Here is a 20,698-nt window from a genome sequence, read left to right on the forward strand (position 1 = left end):
TGATGTGAGTGCAGGTTTCACACCTGGGACTGAGCACCTTCGAACCACTTCAGCTTCTCACGCAACACCACCACTTCTCCTACGATCACCAGCGTCGGCGCATGCACTTCATGCTCCGCCACCAGGCGTGGCAGGTCAGCCAGGGTGCCAGTAAACACGCGCTGGTTGGACGTGGTGCCTTGCTGGATCAACGCAGCCGGGGTGTCTGCCGAACGGCCATGGCGGATCAGTTGCTCGCAGATGATCGGCAAGCCAATCAAGCCCATGTAGAACACCAGGGTCTGCGACGGCCCGACCAGGTCATTCCAGGGCAAATCCGAGGTGCCGTCTTTCAGGTGCCCGGTGATGAAGCGTACCGATTGCGCATAGTCACGATGGGTCAGGGGAATACCGGCATACGCCGCACAGCCACTGGCTGCCGTAATCCCCGGCACCACCTGGAACGGGATGCCATTGGCCGCCAGCTCCTCGATCTCTTCGCCGCCGCGACCAAAAATAAATGGATCGCCGCCCTTGAGGCGCAGTACGCGCTTGCCCTGCTTGGCCAGTTTCACCAGTTGCTGGTTGATCTGGTCTTGCGGCACCGCATGATCGGCGCGGCGCTTGCCGACATACACCCGCTCGGCGTCGCGACGGCACAACTCAAGAATCGCTGGCGCCACCAGGCGGTCATACAGCACCACGTCAGCTTGCTGCATCAAGCGCAGCGCGCGAAAGGTCAGGAGGTCCGGATCACCGGGACCTGCGCCCACCAGATACACTTCACCCGGCGCATGGGGCGGCTTGCCATTGACCTTCTCCACCAGCAAACGCTCGGCCTCATCGCCTTGCCCTGCCAGTTGCCGATCAGCGATCGGGCCCTGGAAAACGTCTTCCCAGAAGGCCCGGCGCTGCTGCACATCGGGATACAGATTTTTGACCTGCGCGCGAAAACGTGCGGCCAGTCCGGCCAATTGACCATAAGTGGACGGAATCCAGGTTTCCAGTTTGGCGCGAATCAGCCGTGCCAGCACCGGCGCGTCACCACCACTGGATACCGCAATCACCAAGGGCGAGCGATCGACAATCGCCGGGAAGATCACGCTGCACAAGGCCGGCGCGTCCACCACATTGACCGGCACACAGCGGCGCCGAGCATCGCTGGACACTTGCGCGTTCAGCGGCTCGTCGTCGGTTGCCGCGATGATCAGGGTGCAGCCATCAAGGTCCGCCTCCTGGTAACCACGCACAATAAGCTCACCGCCACTGCCCTGTACCAGTTCACGCAACTGGTCTTCGATCAGGGGAGCAACCACCCGCAACAACGCGCCGGCATCGGCCAGCAGCCGGGATTTGCGCAAGGCAATCTCCCCGCCACCGACGACCAACACACGACTGCCGCGCAGGTTATGGAACAGCGGCAGAAATTCCATTTAGCCGATGACCTCAACGCCCGCCATGTACGGCTTGAGCACTTCAGGTACGCGGATCGAACCGTCAGCCTGCTGGTAGTTTTCCAGCACTGCGACCAGGGTCCGGCCTACAGCCAGGCCCGAGCCGTTGAGGGTGTGGACCAGTTCCGGCTTGCCAGTTTCCGGGTTACGGAAACGCGCCTGCATGCGGCGGGCCTGGAAATCACCGCAGTTGGAGCACGAGGAAATCTCGCGGTATTTGTCCTGGCTCGGTACCCACACTTCCAGGTCGTAGGTCTTCACCGCGCTGAACCCCATGTCGCCGGTGCACAGCGCCAATACGCGGTACGGCAGCTCCAGCAATTGCAGGACGCGCTCGGCGTTGGCGGTCAGGCCTTCCAGGGCTTCCATGGAGGTCGACGGCTCGACAACCTGCACCATCTCGACCTTGTCGAACTGGTGTTGGCGGATCATGCCACGGGTGTCACGGCCCGATGCGCCGGCTTCGCTGCGAAAGCACGGGCTGTGGGCGACGAACTTGATCGGCAGTTGCTTGGCGTCAAGGATCTCGCCGGCCACGATGTTGGTCAGCGACACTTCGGCGGTCGGGATCAGGTACAGATCGGCTTCGCCATCACGGCTGATCTTGAACAGGTCTTCCTCGAACTTCGGCAACTGGCTGGTGCCCATCAGCGCCGGAGCCTGCACCAGGTACGGGGTGTAAGCCTCCTCGTAACCGTGTTCGCCGGTGTGCAGGTTGAGCATGAACTGCGCCAGGGCACGGTGCATGCGCGCGATCGGGCCGCGCAGCAAGGCAAAGCGCGCGCCGGACATTTTGGCGGCGGTTTCAAAATCCAGGCCACCGGTCAATTCGCCCAGGGCAACGTGGTCCTTGATCTCGAAATCAAAGGCTTTTGGCGTGCCCCAACGGCGGACTTCGACGTTACCGTCTTCATCGGCGCCGACCGGCACGGATTCGTGCGGCAGGTTGGGGATACCCAGCAGGATCGAGTCCAGCTCTGACTGAATCTTATCCAGTTCGACCTTGCCGTCAGACAGCTCGCTGCCCATGCGCTCGACATCCGCCATCAGCGGCGCGATGTCTTCACCACGCTGCTTGGCCTGACCGATGGATTTGGAGCGCGCATTGCGTTCAGCCTGCAGTGCTTCGGTGCGGGTCTGGACGGTCTTGCGCTGTTCTTCCAGCGCTTCGATGCGCGCAACATCCAAGGCAAAGCCACGGGATGCCAGGCGGTCCGCTACGTCCTGAAGGTTGCTACGTAACAGTTTGGAATCGAGCATGTCGGTCTCTCGTTTATCAAAGTTTGGTCAAGGACAGGCCGGCCCAGGTGGCGAGCAGCCCGCCGAATACACTGATGGCCACATAGCCTAATGCCAGCAGCACTTGCCCGCTTTCCAGCAGGCGCACGGTATCCAGTGAAAAGGATGAAAAAGTGGTCAGGCCGCCAAGGAAGCCCACCATCAACCCGGCGCGCACTTCAACAGGCACCTCCGGGCGTAACAGAAACAGGCCGTACAACACGCCGATCAGCAGGCAGCCCACGATATTAACGGCCAGCGTCGCGGTATAGAAGTGTTTCGGCCAATTGGCGCTAATCCAATTGCCGGTGGCAAAGCGCAATAGGGTACCGGCCACACCGCCTACGGAGACTGCGATCACCAAGGGAATCATGGCTTTCTCCGCTGTTTCGGGCTCAAGCGGTCCAGTTGCGCGAGGTGATTGAGCTTCTCGCCGATCTTCAGTTCCAGGCCACGGGGCACCGGCTGATAGAACGGTTGCGGCTCCAGATCATCGGGAAAATAGTCTTCGCCGGCCGCATAGGCATCCGGCTCGTCGTGGGCGTAGCGGTATTCGTCGCCATAACCCAACTGTTTCATCAGTTTGGTCGGCGCGTTACGCAGGTGCAGCGGGACTTCCAATGAGCCATGCTCAGCCGCAGCACGCAGCGCCGACTTGAAGCCCATGTACACCGCATTGCTTTTCGGCGCGCAGGCCAGATAGGTGATGGCCTGCGCCACCGCCAACTCGCCTTCCGGGCTGCCGAGGCGCTCCTGGACTTCCCAGGCCGCCAGGCACAGGCTCAGGGCGCGGGGATCGGCGTTGCCGATGTCCTCGCTGGCCATGCGCACCACACGCCGGGCCAGGTACAGCGGGTCGCAGCCACCGTCGATCATGCGCGCAAACCAATACAACGCGCCGTCCGGGTTGGAACCGCGCACGGATTTGTGCAGTGCCGAAATCTGATCGTAGAAGGCCTCGCCTCCCTTGTCGAAGCGCCGCCGGGTATCGCCCAGCAGGCTTTGCAGCAGGTCGACGCCAATCTCACTGTTGTCTTCAGCCAGGTCAGAGGCGTTTTCCAGCAGGTTGAGGAAACGTCGACCGTCACCGTCAGCCGCCGCCAGCAGGATCTTGAAACCCTCCTCCCCCAGGCTCAGATGGCGCTTGCCCAACCCCTTGTCCTCGCCCAGCGCTCGCTGCAACAGCTTCTGCATCGCGGCTTCATCGAGGCTCTTGAGCACATACACCCGCGCCCGCGAGAGCAAGGCGTTGTTCAATTCAAACGAGGGGTTTTCAGTGGTGGCGCCAATAAAAATCAGCGTGCCGTCTTCCACATAGGGCAGGAATGCATCCTGCTGCGACTTGTTGAAGCGATGCACTTCGTCGACAAACAGGATGGAGCGCCGGCCGTACTGCCCGGCCTGCTGCTTGGCGACTTCCACCGCCTGGCGGATCTCCTTGACCCCGGCCAACACGGCCGAGACTGTTTCAAAGTGTGCGTCCGAGACTTTCGCCAGCAGCCGCGCCAGGGTGGTCTTGCCCACGCCCGGCGGCCCCCAGAAAATCATCGAGTGCAGGGCTCCCTGCTCCAGAGCTTCGCGCAGGGGCTTGCCGCGGGCCAGCAAGTGCTCTTGCCCGACATACTCATCCAGGTTGGTCGAGCGCAAACGCGCGGCCAGAGGCTGGGCAATCGGGTCACTGCGAAACAGGTCCATGGGCAGCGATTTACTCCTGGATCACATCGGCACCCTTGGGGATGTCGAACTTGAACATGGAGGCTGGGACCGACTCATTGGCCTTGACCCCGGCGAACAGGATATTGGTGCGCTGGCCAACACTGTCGATCAGTTGCATATCGTTGATCACACCGTTGCGAAACGACAGGCGCAGGCTGTCGAACAGTGTGTCCTTGGACTTGGGCTTGAGGATGAAATCGATCACGTTGCTTTGTTGCTTGGACGTGATCTCGAAACTCTCGCTGATCTGCGACACATCACCGGACAGTAACAAGGCCGGGGTCTGACTCAGACGTGGGTCAAGGGTCTTGATGGTCGCCTGCTCCAGGTCCGGGTCCCACAGCGTGACTTTCTTGCCATCGGAGACGATGGTCTGCTCGTTGGGCGCGTCGGTTTTCCAGAAGAACAGGCCTGGGCGCTGCACAGCCATTTCACCGGCCGTTTCCTGCAACTGCGTGCCGCCGCCGTCCATGGTCAACTGGGAGAAGCGCGCGGTCAGGGTCTTGGATTTGTCCAGCAGGTTGGTCAGGCTCGCAACGGATGCCTGGTCAGCGTGGGCCGAAAACGCAGTCAGGGCCAAGGCTGGCAACAACAGCATGCGGATAAGACGCATGGGAGTCCTCATAGAATGATGTGAAAGGCGCGCCGCGTGCTGCCACGCGGCACGAGGTCAGTCGCGCATCGGCCCTGGCGCGATTACTTCGCGAGAGCCGTTGGTGTTCATTGCCGTGACGACGCCGGCCATTTCCATGGATTCGATCATACGTGCGGCGCGGTTGTAGCCGATCTTCAGTTTACGCTGCACCGCAGAGATCGAGGCGCGGCGGCTTTCCAGGACGAACTGCACGGCTTCGTCGTACAAGGCGTCGGTTTCAGCATCGTCATCACCACTACCGCCGCCATTTTCAAAGCCGCTGCCGGCCTCTTCGACACCATTGAGGATGTCGTCGTTGTATTCAGGCGCGCCGCGCAGTTTCCAGGCTTCCACCACCCGATGCACTTCATCATCGGAAACAAATGCACCGTGCACCCGGATCGGCAGGCTGGTGCCGGGCGGCATGTAGAGCATGTCACCATGGCCCAGCAGTTGCTCGGCACCGCCCTGGTCGATAATGGTCCGCGAGTCGATCTTGCTCGACACCTGGAACGCCATACGGGTCGGGATGTTGGCCTTGATCAGGCCGGTGATCACATCCACCGATGGCCGCTGGGTCGCAAGGATCAAGTGGATCCCGGCCGCACGGGCTTTCTGGGCAATACGCGCGATCAGCTCTTCGACCTTCTTGCCGACGATCATCATCATGTCGGCAAATTCGTCGACCACCACGACGATGGTCGGCAGCTTGGTCAGCAGCGGCGCTTCATCGTGAATGCTTTCGCGCTTGTACAGCGGGTCGGCCAGCGGTGTGCCGGCGTCCTGGGCTTCCTTGACCTTGGCGTTGAAGCCGGACAGGTTACGCACGCCCATCTTCGCCATCAGCTTGTAGCGCCGCTCCATCTCGGCAACGCTCCAGCGCAGGGCGTTGGCCGCATCCTTCATATCGGTCACGACCGGGCACAGCAGGTGCGGAATGCCTTCGTAGATCGACAGTTCCAGCATCTTCGGGTCGATCATGATCAGCTTGGCGTCTTCCGGGCCGGACTTGAACAGGATCGACAGGATCATCGCGTTCACACCTACCGACTTACCGGAGCCGGTGGTACCGGCCACCAGCAGGTGAGGCATTTTCGCCAGGTCCGTGATCACCGGCTTGCCGCCAATGTCGTGGCCCAGGGCCAGGGTTACCGGCGACTTGAAGTTGTCGTATTCCGGGGTCGACAGCACTTCGGAGAAGCGCACGATCTGGCGGTCTTCGTTGGGAATTTCGATACCCACGGTGGTTTTGCCAGGGATTACTTCCACCACACGCACGCTGGTCACGGCCAGGGAGCGCGCCAGGTCTTTTGCCAGGTTGGAAATACGGCTGACCTTGACGCCAGCGGCTGGCTGGATTTCGTAACGGGTAATCACTGGGCCAGGGTGGATCGAATCCACCGTGACCTCGACGCCAAACTCCTTGAGTTTGATTTCCAGCAGATGGCCAACCGCCGCCAGGGACTCCGGGGAATAGTTGAGTTGTTTCTTTTCAGCCGGGTCAAGGATCGAGATCGGCGGCAAGGTGCCTTCGACGGCGCTGTCGATAAACAGCGGCGCCTGCTTCTCTTTCTGCACGCGATGGCTTGGCTCGGGCGTCTTGATTGGCGCCGGGGCGATAACCGGCGGCACTTGTTTCTCGCGATCGGACATGTGCTTGGTCAGGGCCTGCTCGCGTTCGATCAGGCGCTCCTTGACCTTGGCCTGCTCACGGCGATCCGGGGTGCTTGGAGCCACGACATCATTGACCCGGGTATCGACTTCACGCAATTGCGCCACCATGCGCTTGCGGTCCACACGGGCTGCCCACCAGCGGTTGGCAGCGCCCTGGAACAGTTCGAACAGGTCGAGGGTAATCTTGCCGGTCACGTCCATGACCTTGAACCAGGACAAGTCGGTGAATACCGTCAGGCCAAACAGGAACAGGGCGATGAACATCAGCGTACTGCCCTGGATATTCAGGGTCCTGCGGGCCAGGTCACCCAGGCTTTCACCCAGGGCTCCGCCCGCACCCGCCGGCAGGCCGGTCGGCGCGTGGAAGTGAATATGTGCCAACGCCGCACCCGACAACACCAGGAACACCAGGCCGATCAGGCGCCAGGAGAACAGCCAACCACTCCACTGCCACGGCTCATGGCGCTGGCGGAAGATCTGCCAGGTCTTGATCGCCAGCAACAGCGGGAAGATATAGGCGAAATAGCCGAGGATCATGAACAGGATATCGGCGCTGTAGGAGCCCACAGGCCCACCGAAGTTCTGCACATCGTCGATCTTGCTGTTATGACTCCAGCCCGGATCGTCCTTGCCATAGGTCAGCAAGGCCATCATCAGGAACAGGCATAAAGCACCGATGGCAATCAGCGCGCCTTCCTTGAGCCGATAATGCAGGTGCTGGCGCCAGGCCGGTACCACTGCTGTTTTGGGTGCTGCGGCGGATTTCTTCAAAACGGGTCTTTTCCTGCGCCTTAAGCGCGTCCAACAGTTGAATGACTATAAAAATACTGGCCAATCCGGACAGTTGAAAAATGAACGAGTGTTGTCAAATCTTCTTTTAACACTCTGTAACGGATTCATGAAGTGGCCATAACCGCTGAAAACCGGCATCCAGCCCGCTTATTGTACGGGTTTGCGTGCCTGTTGCCACGCTTGCGAGCCTGCTTGCACAAGCTGTTCGCAGATTCTTCAATTTGAGCATGCATTGTCTTTGCTGACAAAGGCTTATGAGCTGTATTTATCAGACTGGACAAGCTTTACCAAGGTTCACCACCCATCACCCGCCCGACGGACTCGCTTACGACCACGTTGACAGGGCCAAGTTGCAGAAACACCCACTTACCCATCGGCCCACCGATTGCGTGATCGGGGTAGCCGGGAAGCGCTTCGTCGACAATAATCAATCACAGCCTATCGCGGCGGGCTTGGCCTGCCACCGCCCTCCCCTTCTTGTAAGCCTGAATCCCATGCTGACCTGGTTGCAACGTAACACCCTGACATTTCCACCCCTGACCAAAGCCATGCGTGAGCCCAACGGCCTGCTCGCCGCCGGCGGCGATCTGTCTGCCGACCGGCTGATCCAGGCTTATCGCCACGGCTGCTTCCCCTGGTTTTCGGAAGGTCAGCCGATCCTGTGGTGGTCGCCCGACCCACGCACGGTACTGTTCCCCGCAGAGCTGCACGTATCCCGCAGCCTCGCCAAGCTGCTGCGCCAGCAACGCTACGAGGTGACCTTCGACCAGGACTTCGCCGCCGTTATCCAGGCCTGTGCGGCGCCTCGCAGCTATGCAGACGGCACCTGGATCACTGACGCCATGCAGAACGCTTACTTGCAACTGCACCAGCGCGGTTATGCCCACTCCGTCGAGGTGTGGGACCAAGGTGAGCTGGTCGGCGGCCTGTATGGCCTGGCCATGGGCCAGTTGTTTTTTGGTGAGTCTATGTTCAGTCGCGCAGACAATGCCTCGAAATACGGCTTCGCCACGCTCGTCAGGCAACTGCAGGCCTGGGGTTTTGTGCTGATCGACTGCCAGATGCCCACCGATCATCTGCACAGCCTCGGCGCCCGCGCCATTCCCCGCAGCGACTTTGCCGGCTACCTGCGCAACCATCTTGATCAAGCCAGCAGCGGGCCGTGGGTTTCTTAGGCGACTTGCGCGCACCTGGCTTACACTTATTTCAAAGCTTATCCGAGGGTTGATCATGACCGAGTTGGCGCGCTTGAAGTTTTATGCCACTCAACCCCACTCTTGCAGCTACCTGCCCGACGAACAGGCCACTACGCTGTTCCTCGACCCCAGCCAGCCGATGGACGTGCATGTGTATGCCGATCTGTCAGAGATGGGCTTTCGGCGCAGTGGCGACCACCTGTACCGGCCGCACTGCCAGAACTGCAACGCCTGCGTGCCGGCGCGCATACCGGTGGAACAGTTTCTTGCAGACCGCAATCAGAAACGCATCCTCAAGCGCAATGCCGACCTGATCGTGACCCCCGCCAAGCCAGGCTTCAGTGAAGAGTACTTCGATCTTTACCAGCGCTACATTGAACAACGCCACGCCGACGGCGACATGTTCCCACCCAGTCGTGACCAGTTTTCCACGTTCCTGGTGCGGGATCTGCCGTTCTCGCGCTTTTACGAGTTCCGGCTTGAAGGAAGGCTGCTGGCTGTCGCGGTCACCGACCTGCTGCCCAACGGCCTATCGGCGGTCTACACCTTCTACGAGCCCGCCGAAGAGCGTCGCAGCCTCGGGCGCTTTGCCATTCTCTGGCAGATTGGTGAAGCATCCAGGCAAAAACTGGAAGCGGTGTACCTCGGGTACTGGATCAAAAACTGCAAAAAGATGAGCTACAAGACCCAATATCGGCCCATTGAACTGCTGATTAATCAAAGATGGGTCACGCTTAACTAGAACCCCTTGGCTTGAACACCCTTTTTCGGGCACAATGCACGCCGCTTTTGCCTGGCGCAGTTGCACCGGGCCATTCACTGGATACCGAGGGCTTTACTGCATGTCGAAAGAAGACAGCTTCGAAATGGAAGGCACTGTCGTCGACACCCTGCCCAACACCATGTTTCGCGTGGAGTTGGAAAATGGGCACGTCGTAACCGCGCATATCTCCGGCAAGATGCGCAAGAACTACATTCGTATTCTTACCGGTGACAAAGTGCGCGTCGAGCTGACGCCCTATGACTTGAGCAAAGGGCGCATCACTTACCGCGCTCGCTAAACAAGTCAATACAAAACGCCCGGTTATGCCGGGCGTTTTTGTGTGGGAGCGGGCTTGCTCGCGAATGCGGTGGATCAGCCAGTAAATCTGTTGACTGACACTCCGCATTCGCGAGCAAGCCCGCTCCCACATTTGATCCTCATCGTTTTCAAGACAGCAAAAAAGGCGCCTTTCGGCGCCTTTGCTTTATTGCAGCTATCGGTCAGGCCATTTCGGCCGTGGTCTCGAACTCGAAGGTCAGCTCGCCATCCTTCAGGTCGATATGCACCACGCCACCATGATCGGAGAGCTCGCCAAACAGGATCTCTTCGGCCAACGGTCGCTTGATCTTGTCCTGGATCAGGCGCGCCATTGGGCGGGCGCCCATTGCCGCGTCGTAGCCACCCTCGGCGATCCAGCTGCGTGCCGCTTCCGTCACTTCCAACTGCACGCGCTTGTCTTCCAACTGCGCCTGAAGCTCGGTAAGGAACTTGTCCACCACGCTCTTGATCACCTCATGGCTGAGGCGACCAAACTGGATGATGGTGTCCAGGCGGTTACGGAATTCCGGCGTGAAGCTCTTCTTGATCACTTCCATGGCGTCGGAAGAGTGATCCTGATGAGTAAAGCCAATGGAAGCCCGCGCGGCCGTCTCGGCACCGGCGTTGGTGGTCATGATCACGATGACGTTGCGGAAATCCGCCTTGCGCCCGTTGTTGTCGGTCAGGGTCCCGTGATCCATGACCTGCAGCAGCAGGTTGAAGACTTCCGGGTGAGCCTTTTCGATTTCGTCGAGCAGCAACACACAATGCGGTTGCTTGGTGATCGCCTCAGTCAACAGGCCGCCCTGGTCGAAGCCGACATAGCCCGGAGGCGCACCGATCAGGCGCGACACGGTGTGCCGCTCCATGTATTCGGACATGTCGAACCGCACCAGCTCGATACCCATGGCCTTGGCCAACTGCCGCGCAGCCTCGGTCTTGCCGACGCCGGTAGGCCCGGCAAACAGGAACGAACCCACAGGTTTGTCCGGCGACTTGAGGCCGGCCCGGGACAACTTGATCGCTGTCGACAGCGAGTCAATCGCCGCATCCTGGCCAAATACCGTCAGCTTGAGGTCGCGCTCCAGGTTACGCAGCAGCTCCTTGTCGGAACTGGTGACGTGTTTTGGCGGAATTCGCGCGATTTTCGCCACGATATCCTCGACCTGCGGCACTTCGATGCGCTTCACACGTTTCTCTACCGGCTGCAGGCGCTGGTAGGCCCCTGCTTCGTCGATCACATCAATGGCTTTGTCCGGCATGTGCCGGTCATTGATGTAGCGCGACGCCAGCTCAGCGGCCGCACGCAGCGCCTCATCACTGTATTCGATGCCGTGGTGCGCCTCGAAACGCCCTTTCAGCCCACGCAGGATACCGATGGTGTCTTCGACCGAAGGCTCGGACACATCGACCTTCTGGAAGCGACGCGCCAGGGCACGGTCTTTTTCGAAGATCCCGCGAAACTCCTGGAACGTGGTCGAGCCGATGCAACGGATATCGCCCGAAGACAGCAGTGGCTTGAGCAGGTTGGAAGCATCCATTACCCCACCGGAAGCCGCACCGGCGCCGATGATGGTATGGATTTCATCAATGAACAGGATCGCCTGCGGGCGCTTTTTCAGCTCGCCAAGCAACGCCTTGAAACGCTTCTCAAAGTCGCCACGGTACTTGGTCCCGGCGAGCAGCGCCCCCAGGTCAAGGGAGTAGACGACGCTGTTGGCCAACAGGTCCGGCACCTGGTTATCAACAATACGCTTGGCCAGGCCTTCGGCAATCGCGGTTTTACCCACGCCCGCCTCGCCCACCAACAGCGGGTTGTTCTTGCGCCGACGGGCCAGGATCTGCGCCACACGCTCAACTTCCATCTCGCGCCCAACCAGCGGATCGATCCGCCCCTGGCGCGCCAGTTCATTGAGGTTGCTGGCATAGGCATCCAGCGGGTTGCTTGAAGAAGAAGACTCACCGCCCTCGTCGTCCTGCATATCCTGCTCACCCTCGGAGTGATCGCCGTGCCCAGGCACCTTGGAGATGCCGTGGGCGATGTAGTTGACGACATCAATACGGGCAACGCTCTGCTGCTTGAGCAAGAACACTGCCTGGCTTTCCTGTTCGCTGAAGATTGCCACAAGCACATTGGCGCCCGTGACTTCACGCTTGCCGGAGCTCTGCACGTGGAAGACAGCACGCTGCAATACCCGCTGGAAGCCCAGGGTTGGCTGGGTCTCACGGTCCTCGTCATGCACGGGGATCAGCGGCGTGGTGGAGTCGATAAACTCCTGCAGATCATGCTTGAGCTTGTCGAGGTTGGCGCCGCACGCACGCAGAACGGTGGCGGCAGCTTCGTTATCCAAAAGTGCCAGCAGCAGGTGTTCGACGGTCATGAATTCATGACGCTTCGAACGAGCCTCCTTGAAGGCAAGATTAAGGGTGACTTCGAGCTCGCGGTTTAACATAGCTTCACCTCATACCCAAGTGGTCGGAGTTAACCGTCCTTCTCGATTTCACAGAGTAGCGGATGCTGGCTTTCCCTGGCGTACTGGTTGACCTGCATGGCCTTGGTCTCGGCGATGTCGCGGGTAAACACTCCACATACTGCCCGTCCTTCTGTGTGAACGGCCAGCATTACCTTGGTCGCCAACTCGCGGTTCAGATTAAAAAACACCTCGAGTACTTCGACGACGAAATCCATCGGCGTGTAGTCATCATTGAACAAAACCACCTTGTACATCGGCGGCGCCTGTAAAGCAGGCTTGGCCTCTTGAACAGCGATGCCTGCAGAACCGTCATCGTCTTCTAGATGATCCGGGCGATCCTGATTGAATGTTAGTCGAATCTGGCTGAATGCATGCATGGAAAGAAAGGTTCGTCAGTTGTGCATTTACAGTGGTGGGGGCGACCTGTCAGAAATTCAACTCCGACCGACTGGTCAACTTGACTATCGGCAAAACGGTGATACAACCAATAGAACCCACAGTGGGTAAAAAAGGTCCGCGCAGTCAACCTTATTTATTCGGGTTAGGACGGATAAACTGGATGATACTCCAGTGATGGAGTCTGGTGCAGAGGGATATGGGTATGTCTGGCGTCAAGATCAACGGCAAGGTCAAATGGTTCAACAATACCAAGGGGTACGGCTTCATTAATGAAGACGGCAAGGATGAAGACCTGTTTGCGCATTACTCAGCGATTACCATGGAGGGGTACAAAACGCTGAAAGCAGGCCAACCTGTGTCCTTTGAAATCATCCAGGGACCCAAGGGCCTGCACGCTGTCAAAATCAGCGCAGCAAGTGCGGCTGCCCCTGGAAACCCCCACGAAGACAAGCACGACAAGGCAGATAAATCCGCTCATTCCAAAAAGAAGCAAACGGCCTGATCAGCCACTGAGTAGATACCCTGCATAAAAAACGGCCATCCCGAGCAGTCAGGATGGCCGTTTTCTTATAGCCTTCGGCTTACATGTGCGAAATCAACGCATCCCCAAAGCCCGACGACGACACCAGTTTGGCGCCGTCCATCAACCGCTCGAAATCATAGGTGACGGTCTTGGCCGAAATCGCCCCATTGGTGCCCTTGATGATCAGGTCTGCCGCCTCGGTCCAGCCCATGTGGCGCAACATCATCTCAGCCGACAGAATCAGCGAACCCGGGTTGACCTGGTCCTTGCCGGCATACTTGGGAGCCGTCCCGTGGGTAGCTTCAAACATTGCCACGGTGTCAGACAGGTTGGCGCCCGGCGCAATACCGATACCGCCCACTTCTGCCGCCAGGGCGTCGGAGAGATAGTCACCGTTGAGGTTCAGGGTGGCGATCACATCGTATTCGGCCGGGCGCAGCAGGATCTGCTGGAGCATGGCGTCGGCAATCGCGTCCTTGACCACCACATTGCGGCCGGTGCGCGGGTTCTTGAACTGCATCCACGGCCCACCATCAAGCAGGGTCGCGCCGAACTCTTCGGCCGCCACTTCATAGGCCCATTCCTTGAAGGCACCTTCGGTGAACTTCATGATGTTGCCCTTGTGGACGATGGTCAGCGACTCGCGGTCGTTATCCACTACATATTGCAGGGCCTTGCGCGCCAGGCGCTTGGTGCCCTCCTTGGAAACCGGCTTGACGCCAATCCCGCAATCCTGGTCGAAACGAATCTTGGTGACGCCCATTTCTTCTTTCAGGAACTTGATGACCTTGATCGCTTCCGGCGAGCCGGCTTTCCACTCGATACCGGCGTAAATATCCTCGGAGTTTTCACGGAAGATGGTCATGTCCACATCGCCTGGTTTCTTGACCGGGCTTGGTACACCTTCGAACCAGCGCACCGGGCGCAGGCACACATACAGGTCCAGTTGCTGGCGCAGCGCCACGTTCAGCGAGCGGATGCCGCCACCGACCGGCGTGGTCAGCGGACCCTTGATGGAAACCACGTAGTCCTTGACCGCGTCCAGGGTTTCCTGGGGCAGCCAGGTGTCCTGGTCGTAAACTTGAGTCGCCTTCTCGCCGGCATACACCTCCATCCAGGAGATTTTGCGCTTGCCGCCGTAAGCCTTGTTAACAGCTGCATCGACCACCTTGATCATCACAGGGCTGATGTCGACGCCAATACCGTCACCTTCGATGAAGGGAATGATCGGGTTATCAGGAACATTGAGAGAATGGTCTGCGTTGACGGTGATTTTGTCGCCGACTGCCGGAACCTGAATCTTCTTGTATCCCATGCTGAACTCCGTTTGTGGATTGAACATCTGGCTGTGTCCGAGCCTACTCCAGTTGAATGTGGACTGGAACCTTGCACCCGGCACATTTGCGGCGAAAACCGTAGATTTAGTCGCCTACAACCTTGAAACAAAAGGGAAAAACGCCAAACTTGAGCACTACGTGCGACTTTAGGCGCAATCAGGTCCCTGCGACCTTTAGACCAATGGACGAGCCACCTTTTGTATGAAGGCTCGGCGTAAGCATAGCGACCTATGTATAATGCCGCCGCTGACCAAAGAGTCACGACGGCCGACCGCTCTATATCGAGCACCTGCGCCTGAAAAAGCCGGGCTGCCACCGTAGCCCACCCGCTTGACGCTCGACTGATGCAACCCAACATCACCGCGAAGAAACATCGACATTCGGCTCATGGATGACTTTGAACGAACGCGCTTTACCCGGCGCATCTCGAGTTTCCGCGCACGCTTTTAGCAAAGAAGAGAGTTAATCCGAATATGCCCACCCGCTCGAAGATCATCTATACCTTCACCGACGAAGCCCCGGCCCTCGCCACCTATTCACTGCTGCCTATCGTAGAGGCCTTCACCGCTTCCGCTGATATTGAAGTGGAAACCCGCGATATCTCCCTCGCAGGGCGCATCCTCGCAAGCTTCCCCGAGCAACTGGGCAACAAGGCCGTTGCGGACCACCTCGCCGAACTGGGCGCCCTGGCCGTAACCCCCGAAGCCAACATCATCAAGCTGCCTAACATCAGCGCCTCGACCCCGCAGCTGCAAGCCGCGATCAAGGAACTGCAAGCCCAGGGCTACGCCCTGCCGGACTACCCGGAAACCGTAACCACCGACGCGGAAAAAGAAACCCGTGCACGTTACGACAAGGTCAAGGGCAGCGCCGTGAACCCGGTCCTGCGCGAAGGCAACTCCGACCGCCGCGCTCCCCTGTCGGTCAAGAACTACGCGCGCAAGCACCCGCACAAAATGGGCGCCTGGGCTGCCGACTCCAAGTCCCACATTGCGCACATGAGCAATGGCGACTTCTACGGCAGTGAAAAAGCCGTACAGATCGAAGCCGCTGACGCGGTCAAAATCGAACTGGTCGGCAAGGACGGCACCACCACCGTCCTGAAAGAAAAGACCACCGCACAGGCCGGCGAGATCCTCGACAGCGCCGTGCTGAGCAAGAACGCCCTGCGCGCGTTCATTGCCGCCGAAATCGAAGACGCCAAGAAACAGGGCGTACTGCTGTCGGTTCACCTCAAAGCCACCATGATGAAGGTCTCCGACCCGATCATGTTCGGCCAGATCGTTGCCGAGTTCTATAAAGACGCCTTGGCCAAGCACGCCACCGTGCTGGAACAGATCGGCTTCAACCTGAACAACGGCATCGGCGACCTGTACGCTCGCATCAAGGCCCTGCCTAGCGATCAGCAAGCGCAGATCGAAGCTGACATCCAGGCGGTGTACGCCGTTCGCCCATCGCTTGCGATGGTCAACTCCGACAAAGGCATCACCAACCTGCACGTGCCGAGCGACGTCATCGTCGACGCCTCGATGCCAGCCATGATCCGTGACTCCGGCAAGATGTGGGGCACCGACGGCCAACTGCACGACACCAAGGCCGTGATCCCGGATCGCTGCTACGCCACCATCTACCAGGCGGTCATTGAAGACTGCAAGGCCAATGGTGCCTTCGACCCAACCACCATGGGCAGCGTGCCAAACGTTGGCCTGATGGCGAAGAAAGCCGAAGAGTACGGCTCCCACGACAAGACCTTCCAGATCAAGGCTGACGGCGTAGTCCGCGTCACCGACAGCAAGGGCAACCTGCTGATGGAACAGTCGGTTGAAGCCGGCGATATCTTCCGCATGTGCCAGACCAAAGACGCGCCGATCCAGGACTGGGTCAAACTGGCCGTCAATCGCGCCCGCGCCAGCGGCACACCGGCCATCTTCTGGCTGGACCCGCTGCGCGCCCATGACGGCGTCGTGGTCGAGAAAGTTCAGGCCTACCTGAAAGACCACAACACCGAAGGCCTGGACATCCGCATCATGTCGCCGGTCGACGCGATGAAGTTCACCCTGGAACGCACCCGCAAGGGCCTGGACACCATCTCGGTGACCGGCAACGTACTGCGCGACTACCTGACTGACCTGTTCCCGATCATGGAACTGGGCACCAGCGCCAAGATGCTGTCGATCGTACCGCTGATGAACGGTGGCGGCCTGTTCGAAACCGGCGCTGGCGGTTCGGCGCCAAAACACGTGCAGCAGTTGCTGGAAGAAAACTTCCTGCGCTGGGACTCCCTGGGCGAGTTCCTGGCCCTGGCCGCCTCCCTTGAGCATTTGGGTGTGAACTACAACAACCCGAAAGCCCTGGTACTGTCCAAGACCCTGGACCAGGCCACCGGCCAGTTCCTCGACAACAACAAGTCGCCATCGCGCAAAGTCGGCAACATCGACAACCGCGGCAGCCACTTCTACCTGGCGCTGTACTGGGCACAAGCCCTGGCCGCCCAGACTGAAGATACCGCGCTGCAGGCGCAGTTCGCTCAACTGGCAAAAACCCTGGCCGAGAACGAAGCAACCATCGTTGCCGAACTCAACGCCGTACAGGGCAAGCCAGTGGACATCGGCGGCTACTACGCGCCGAATCCTGAGCTGACTAGCAAGGCCATGCGTCCGAGCAGCACGCTTAACGCAGCGATTGCCAAGTTGAAGTAAGTTCGCAAAGGAACATCACAAGCCCCGGACAAGTGCCGGGGTTTGTGTTTTCCGGCGCTCACAACAGAAGAACTATCGCGAAAGACTCTAATGAACTGTAAGTTCTAACAGGTTACTTCCAGCCCTCCGAAGAGCATTCTGCTGCCGTACTCAATGACTTAAGGGCAGGAGACAATCAAATGCTGCGCATTCGTTATCTATTGCCTCTGAGCGCTCTCTTACTTGCGATACTGTCCGCAGCCAACGCCGGCCAGAACGTACAGATTGAGTATTTCCTCAACGTAAGCTTTACCTGTCATAACGGCAACACCAAACCGGGATACAGCGTGTTTATTAGCGGATCACGCCCAGAGCTGGGAAATTGGGATCCATCCAAAGCCGTATTACTCAAAAACCCTGGCCACCCAACCTGGTCTGGCAGAGTACTGTTCAAAAATGCTAAACCCGGTGACACGCTGGAATGGAAATGCATCATCCGCAATGAAAAAGACCCACTGGAAAAACCACAATGGCAGCCAGACCCTGACAATCAGGTAACATTTGCCTTCTCTCCAGAGCCGCAAGCAGTCGGCACATTCTGACCAGCACGCATTTCCAGTGACTTAAACAACGCCGTATTCCGTGCGCCGCGGCTTATACCAAGGCCTCCAGCCCATCCTCTACTTGAGCTCGACAGCCAGGACATCGGAACATGCACGCCACCTTGACCCATGCCAGCAAAACCTCCTGCCTCTCACGCTCCCCAGCCATACCAACATAAACACGCGCAAAGACACGCCAGAGCATAATAAAGGCAATAGGCAGCCGCGATGCCAGACGCACCTCGTAGCTTTTGCGGGCAACCGGATTCATGACACTCTTCAATAACGACTGTTCTGAAGAGGTAACCTGCGCCCCGGCCTGGCTCCGGTAAAATCACATAATGTCAGGCACACCATGCAGATTGCTTATGCAGCCTCACTGAAGAAACCCAATCAAAATGTGGGAGCGGGCTTGCTCGCGAAAGCGCCGTGTCAGTCAGCAGGCATATTGGCTGAACGACCGTATTCGCGAGCAAGCCCGCTCCCACACTGACCGTGTCACACCCTGAATCAAGGTTTTCAAATGACCTGGCAACCCCACATCACCGTCGCCACCATCGTCGAAGACAACGGCCGCTTCCTGATGGTCGAAGAGCTCAAGGGTGGCCGCGCCGTGCTCAACCAGCCCGCCGGCCATCTCGACCCACACGAAACCCTGACCGAAGCCGCCGTACGTGAAACCCTCGAAGAAACCGGCTGGGACGTCGAAGCCACTGGCATTGTCGGCATTTACCTGTACACGGCCCCAAGCAATGGGGTGACCTACCAGCGCGTGTGCTTTATCGCCAAGGCCCTGCAACACCACCCGGACTATCAACTGGACGAAGGCATCGTGCGCGCCCGCTGGCTGACCCGTGACGAACTGATGGCCGTGCGCGACGACTGGCGCAGCGAGCTGATTATCCGCTGTATCGATGATTATCTGGCCGGTCACTGCCACAGTCTCGAATTGATCCGCCCTTCTCTTTAGCCTTGCGGGCTCGGGCCTGCTAGAATCGCGTCCTTTTTCAAGACACCCGTTGAAATCCTATGCGTGATCCAGCCCCTTCTGACACACAAAAGAAGCGCATCATCGTCGGCATGTCCGGCGGCGTGGATTCTTCCGTTTCCGCCGTTCTGCTCATGGAGCAGGGTTATGAGGTGGAAGGCCTGTTCATGAAGAACTGGGAAGAAGACGATGGAACAGAATACTGCACTGCCATGGACGACCTGGCCGATGCCCAGGCCGTGTGCGACAAGATTGGCATCAAGCTGCACACCGCCAACTTCGCCGCCGAGTACTGGGACAATGTGTTCGAGCACTTCCTGGCCGAGTACAAGGCCGGTCGCACGCCGAACCCGGACATCCTGTGCAACCGCGAAATCAAGTTCAAGGCGTTCCTCGACTACGCCATGATCCTCGGCGCCGACCTGATTGCCACAGGCCACTACGTGCGCCGTCGCGATATCGATGGCCGTACCGAACTGCTCAAGGGCCTGGACCCGAACAAGGACCAGAGCTACTTCCTGCACGCCGTGGGCGGTGAACAGATCGCCAAGACCCTGTTCCCGGTGGGCGAGCTGGAAAAGCCCGAAGTACGCAGGATCGCCGAAAAACACGGCCTGGCTACCGCCAAGAAGAAAGACTCCACGGGGATCTGCTTTATCGGCGAGCGCCGCTTCAGTGACTTCCTCAAGCAGTACCTGCCGGCACAACCGGGCGAGATCAAGACCACTGAAGGTGAAGTCATTGGCCGTCACCACGGCCTGATGTACCACACCATCGGCCAGCGCCAGGGCCTGGGCATCGGCGGCCTGAAGGACGCCGGTGAAGAGCCGTGGTACGTGCTGGTCAAGGACCTGGAAAACAATGTGCTGATCGTCGGCCAGGGCAATGAGCACCCGCTACTGTTCTCCGGCGCGCTGCTGGCCTCGGAGATCTATTGGGTCAACCCGATTGACCTGAGCACCCCGCGCCGCCTGACCGCCAAGGTGCGCTATCGCCAGAGCGACCAGCCCTGCACCCTGGAAAAAACCGCCAGCGGCTACCGTGCGACGTTCGATGATCCGCAGCGCGCGGTCACGCCTGGCCAATCGGTCGTGTTCTACGACGGTGAGATTTGCCTGGGAGGCGGCGTGATTGAAGTCGCCGAACCCTGGAGCAACCCGGCATGAGCCCGACCCAGGAGCAATTGACGGCACTGGGCGGGGTCTTCCTCGCGGCCGTGCTGGTGGACAAGATCGCCAAGACCGGCCAGGTGACCGAGGCGGGCCTGACCTGCATGCTCGGCAGCTTGCTGGTGGTCGACCCCAAGGACACCCTGGATGTGTACGGCGGCGACGACCTGAGCCTGCGTGAAGGTTATCGCGCCCTGATCGGCGCCCTCGAACGCGACCCGAGCACCTTGCAGCGCGAGCCGTTGCGTTACGCCCTGTCGATGCTCGGCCTTGAGCGGCAGTTGGCCAAGCGCGACGATCTGCTGGAAACCATCGGCAAACGCCTGCCGCAGATCCAGTCACAAGTGCAACACTTCGGCCCGGCCCACGAGAACGTGATCGCCGCCTGTGGTGCGCTTTACCAGGACACCTTGAGCACCTTGCGCCAGCGGATCCAGGTCCATGGCGACATGCGCAACCTGCAACAACCCAACAACGCCTCGAAAATCCGCGCCCTGCTTCTGGCCGGTATTCGTTCGGCGCGGTTGTGGCGCCAGTTGGGCGGTCATCGTTGGCAGCTGGTCATCAGCCGTCGCAAATTGCTTAAAGAGCTTTACCCGTTGATGCGCAACGAATAAGTCGCAGCAACAGGCCATTTTCAAGCCGTTACGCGTAATACGCCGGTCAGTTGGCGACGGACCGGCGGATTTTTTCATGTATGATACGCGCCCCATTTCGTTGCCCG

The 20,698-nt window shown here is 59.2% G+C and carries 18 protein-coding genes; 9 read left to right on the forward strand and 9 right to left on the reverse strand.

The features are described from left to right. Positions 1-17: 17 nt before the first annotated feature. The 6 genes from cysG to KL786_RS04155 are packed head-to-tail and all read right to left on the reverse strand — an operon-like array spanning position 18 to position 7,506. Entirely contained in the window at positions 18-1,412 is a 1,395-nt protein-coding gene (gene cysG / locus KL786_RS04130; protein WP_032857348.1) for a siroheme synthase CysG, read from the reverse strand. Continuing rightward, complete coding sequence (gene serS / locus KL786_RS04135) at positions 1,413-2,693, reverse strand: serine--tRNA ligase (protein WP_032857349.1); 1,281 nt, start codon at positions 2,691-2,693, stop codon at positions 1,413-1,415. Between the two features lie 16 nt (positions 2,694-2,709). Further along, the gene (crcB, locus tag KL786_RS04140; RefSeq protein WP_215516846.1) at positions 2,710-3,084 is read right to left on the reverse strand and encodes a fluoride efflux transporter CrcB; all 375 of its coding nucleotides are present in this window, start codon (positions 3,082-3,084) and stop codon (positions 2,710-2,712) included. Beyond that, a complete protein-coding gene (locus tag KL786_RS04145) occupies positions 3,081-4,406 on the reverse strand; it encodes a replication-associated recombination protein A (protein WP_215516847.1) in 1,326 nt (441 codons plus the stop codon). The genes crcB and KL786_RS04145 overlap by 4 nt, the downstream gene beginning before the upstream one ends. 10 nt (positions 4,407-4,416) lie before the next feature. Next, the gene (gene lolA, locus KL786_RS04150; RefSeq protein ID WP_215516848.1) at positions 4,417-5,040 is read right to left on the reverse strand and encodes an outer membrane lipoprotein periplasmic chaperone LolA; all 624 of its coding nucleotides are present in this window, start codon (positions 5,038-5,040) and stop codon (positions 4,417-4,419) included. Positions 5,041-5,097: 57 nt separating this feature from the next. Then, positions 5,098-7,506 (reverse strand): DNA translocase FtsK, encoded by a 2,409-nt coding sequence (locus KL786_RS04155; RefSeq protein ID WP_215516849.1) that lies wholly within the window; start codon positions 7,504-7,506, stop codon positions 5,098-5,100. Between the two features lie 515 nt (positions 7,507-8,021). Between KL786_RS04155 and aat the strand changes: the two genes are divergently transcribed. The 3 genes from aat (at position 8,022) to infA (ending at position 9,784) form a co-directional block, all read left to right on the forward strand. Then, positions 8,022-8,702, forward strand: coding sequence for a leucyl/phenylalanyl-tRNA--protein transferase (gene aat, locus KL786_RS04160; protein ID WP_215516850.1), 681 nt, complete (start codon positions 8,022-8,024; stop codon positions 8,700-8,702). 55 nt (positions 8,703-8,757) lie between these two features. Then, positions 8,758-9,465 carry an arginyltransferase gene (locus tag KL786_RS04165; RefSeq protein WP_032857359.1) on the forward strand — a complete coding sequence of 236 codons (708 nt, stop codon included), beginning with the start codon at positions 8,758-8,760 and terminating at the stop codon, positions 9,463-9,465. A gap of 100 nt (positions 9,466-9,565) precedes the next feature. Further along, complete coding sequence (gene infA / locus KL786_RS04170; protein WP_002553999.1) at positions 9,566-9,784, forward strand: translation initiation factor IF-1; 219 nt, start codon at positions 9,566-9,568, stop codon at positions 9,782-9,784. A 202-nt stretch (positions 9,785-9,986) separates the two neighbouring features. Here infA and clpA read toward each other — a convergent pair whose 3' ends face one another. Both clpA and clpS read right to left on the reverse strand, forming a co-directional pair. Further along, entirely contained in the window at positions 9,987-12,257 is a 2,271-nt protein-coding gene (gene clpA, locus KL786_RS04175) for an ATP-dependent Clp protease ATP-binding subunit ClpA (RefSeq protein WP_032857364.1), read from the reverse strand. 29 nt (positions 12,258-12,286) lie between these two features. Next, positions 12,287-12,655 (reverse strand): ATP-dependent Clp protease adapter ClpS, encoded by a 369-nt coding sequence (gene clpS, locus KL786_RS04180; protein WP_029293391.1) that lies wholly within the window; start codon positions 12,653-12,655, stop codon positions 12,287-12,289. A gap of 224 nt (positions 12,656-12,879) precedes the next feature. Here clpS and cspD point away from each other — a divergent pair, with 224 nt between their 5' ends. Then, positions 12,880-13,179, forward strand: coding sequence for a cold shock domain-containing protein CspD (gene cspD, locus KL786_RS29830; protein ID WP_215516851.1), 300 nt, complete (start codon positions 12,880-12,882; stop codon positions 13,177-13,179). 79 nt (positions 13,180-13,258) lie between these two features. Here cspD and icd read toward each other — a convergent pair whose 3' ends face one another. Beyond that, positions 13,259-14,515 (reverse strand): NADP-dependent isocitrate dehydrogenase, encoded by a 1,257-nt coding sequence (gene icd, locus KL786_RS04190; RefSeq protein ID WP_169993185.1) that lies wholly within the window; start codon positions 14,513-14,515, stop codon positions 13,259-13,261. A gap of 495 nt (positions 14,516-15,010) precedes the next feature. On the opposite strand from icd, the gene KL786_RS04195 reads away from it, so the two are divergent. The 5 genes from KL786_RS04195 (at position 15,011) to hflD (ending at position 20,591) form a co-directional block, all read left to right on the forward strand. Continuing rightward, positions 15,011-17,236 (forward strand): NADP-dependent isocitrate dehydrogenase, encoded by a 2,226-nt coding sequence (locus KL786_RS04195; RefSeq protein WP_215516852.1) that lies wholly within the window; start codon positions 15,011-15,013, stop codon positions 17,234-17,236. A 179-nt stretch (positions 17,237-17,415) separates the two neighbouring features. After that, positions 17,416-17,817, forward strand: coding sequence for a carbohydrate-binding module family 20 domain-containing protein (locus KL786_RS04200; protein ID WP_215516853.1), 402 nt, complete (start codon positions 17,416-17,418; stop codon positions 17,815-17,817). A 523-nt stretch (positions 17,818-18,340) separates the two neighbouring features. After that, positions 18,341-18,787, forward strand: coding sequence for an NUDIX hydrolase (locus KL786_RS04205; protein WP_215516854.1), 447 nt, complete (start codon positions 18,341-18,343; stop codon positions 18,785-18,787). A gap of 59 nt (positions 18,788-18,846) precedes the next feature. Then, positions 18,847-19,971, forward strand: a complete 1,125-nt coding sequence (mnmA, locus tag KL786_RS04210) for a tRNA 2-thiouridine(34) synthase MnmA (RefSeq protein ID WP_215516855.1) — start codon at positions 18,847-18,849, stop codon at positions 19,969-19,971. Beyond that, positions 19,968-20,591, forward strand: a complete 624-nt coding sequence (gene hflD, locus KL786_RS04215; protein WP_032857372.1) for a high frequency lysogenization protein HflD — start codon at positions 19,968-19,970, stop codon at positions 20,589-20,591. The genes mnmA and hflD overlap by 4 nt, the downstream gene beginning before the upstream one ends. Positions 20,592-20,698 lie beyond the last annotated feature (107 nt).

Source organism: Pseudomonas sp. TAE6080, from assembly GCF_018732265.1.
Taxonomy (GTDB): Bacteria; Pseudomonadota; Gammaproteobacteria; order Pseudomonadales; family Pseudomonadaceae; genus Aquipseudomonas; species Aquipseudomonas brenneri.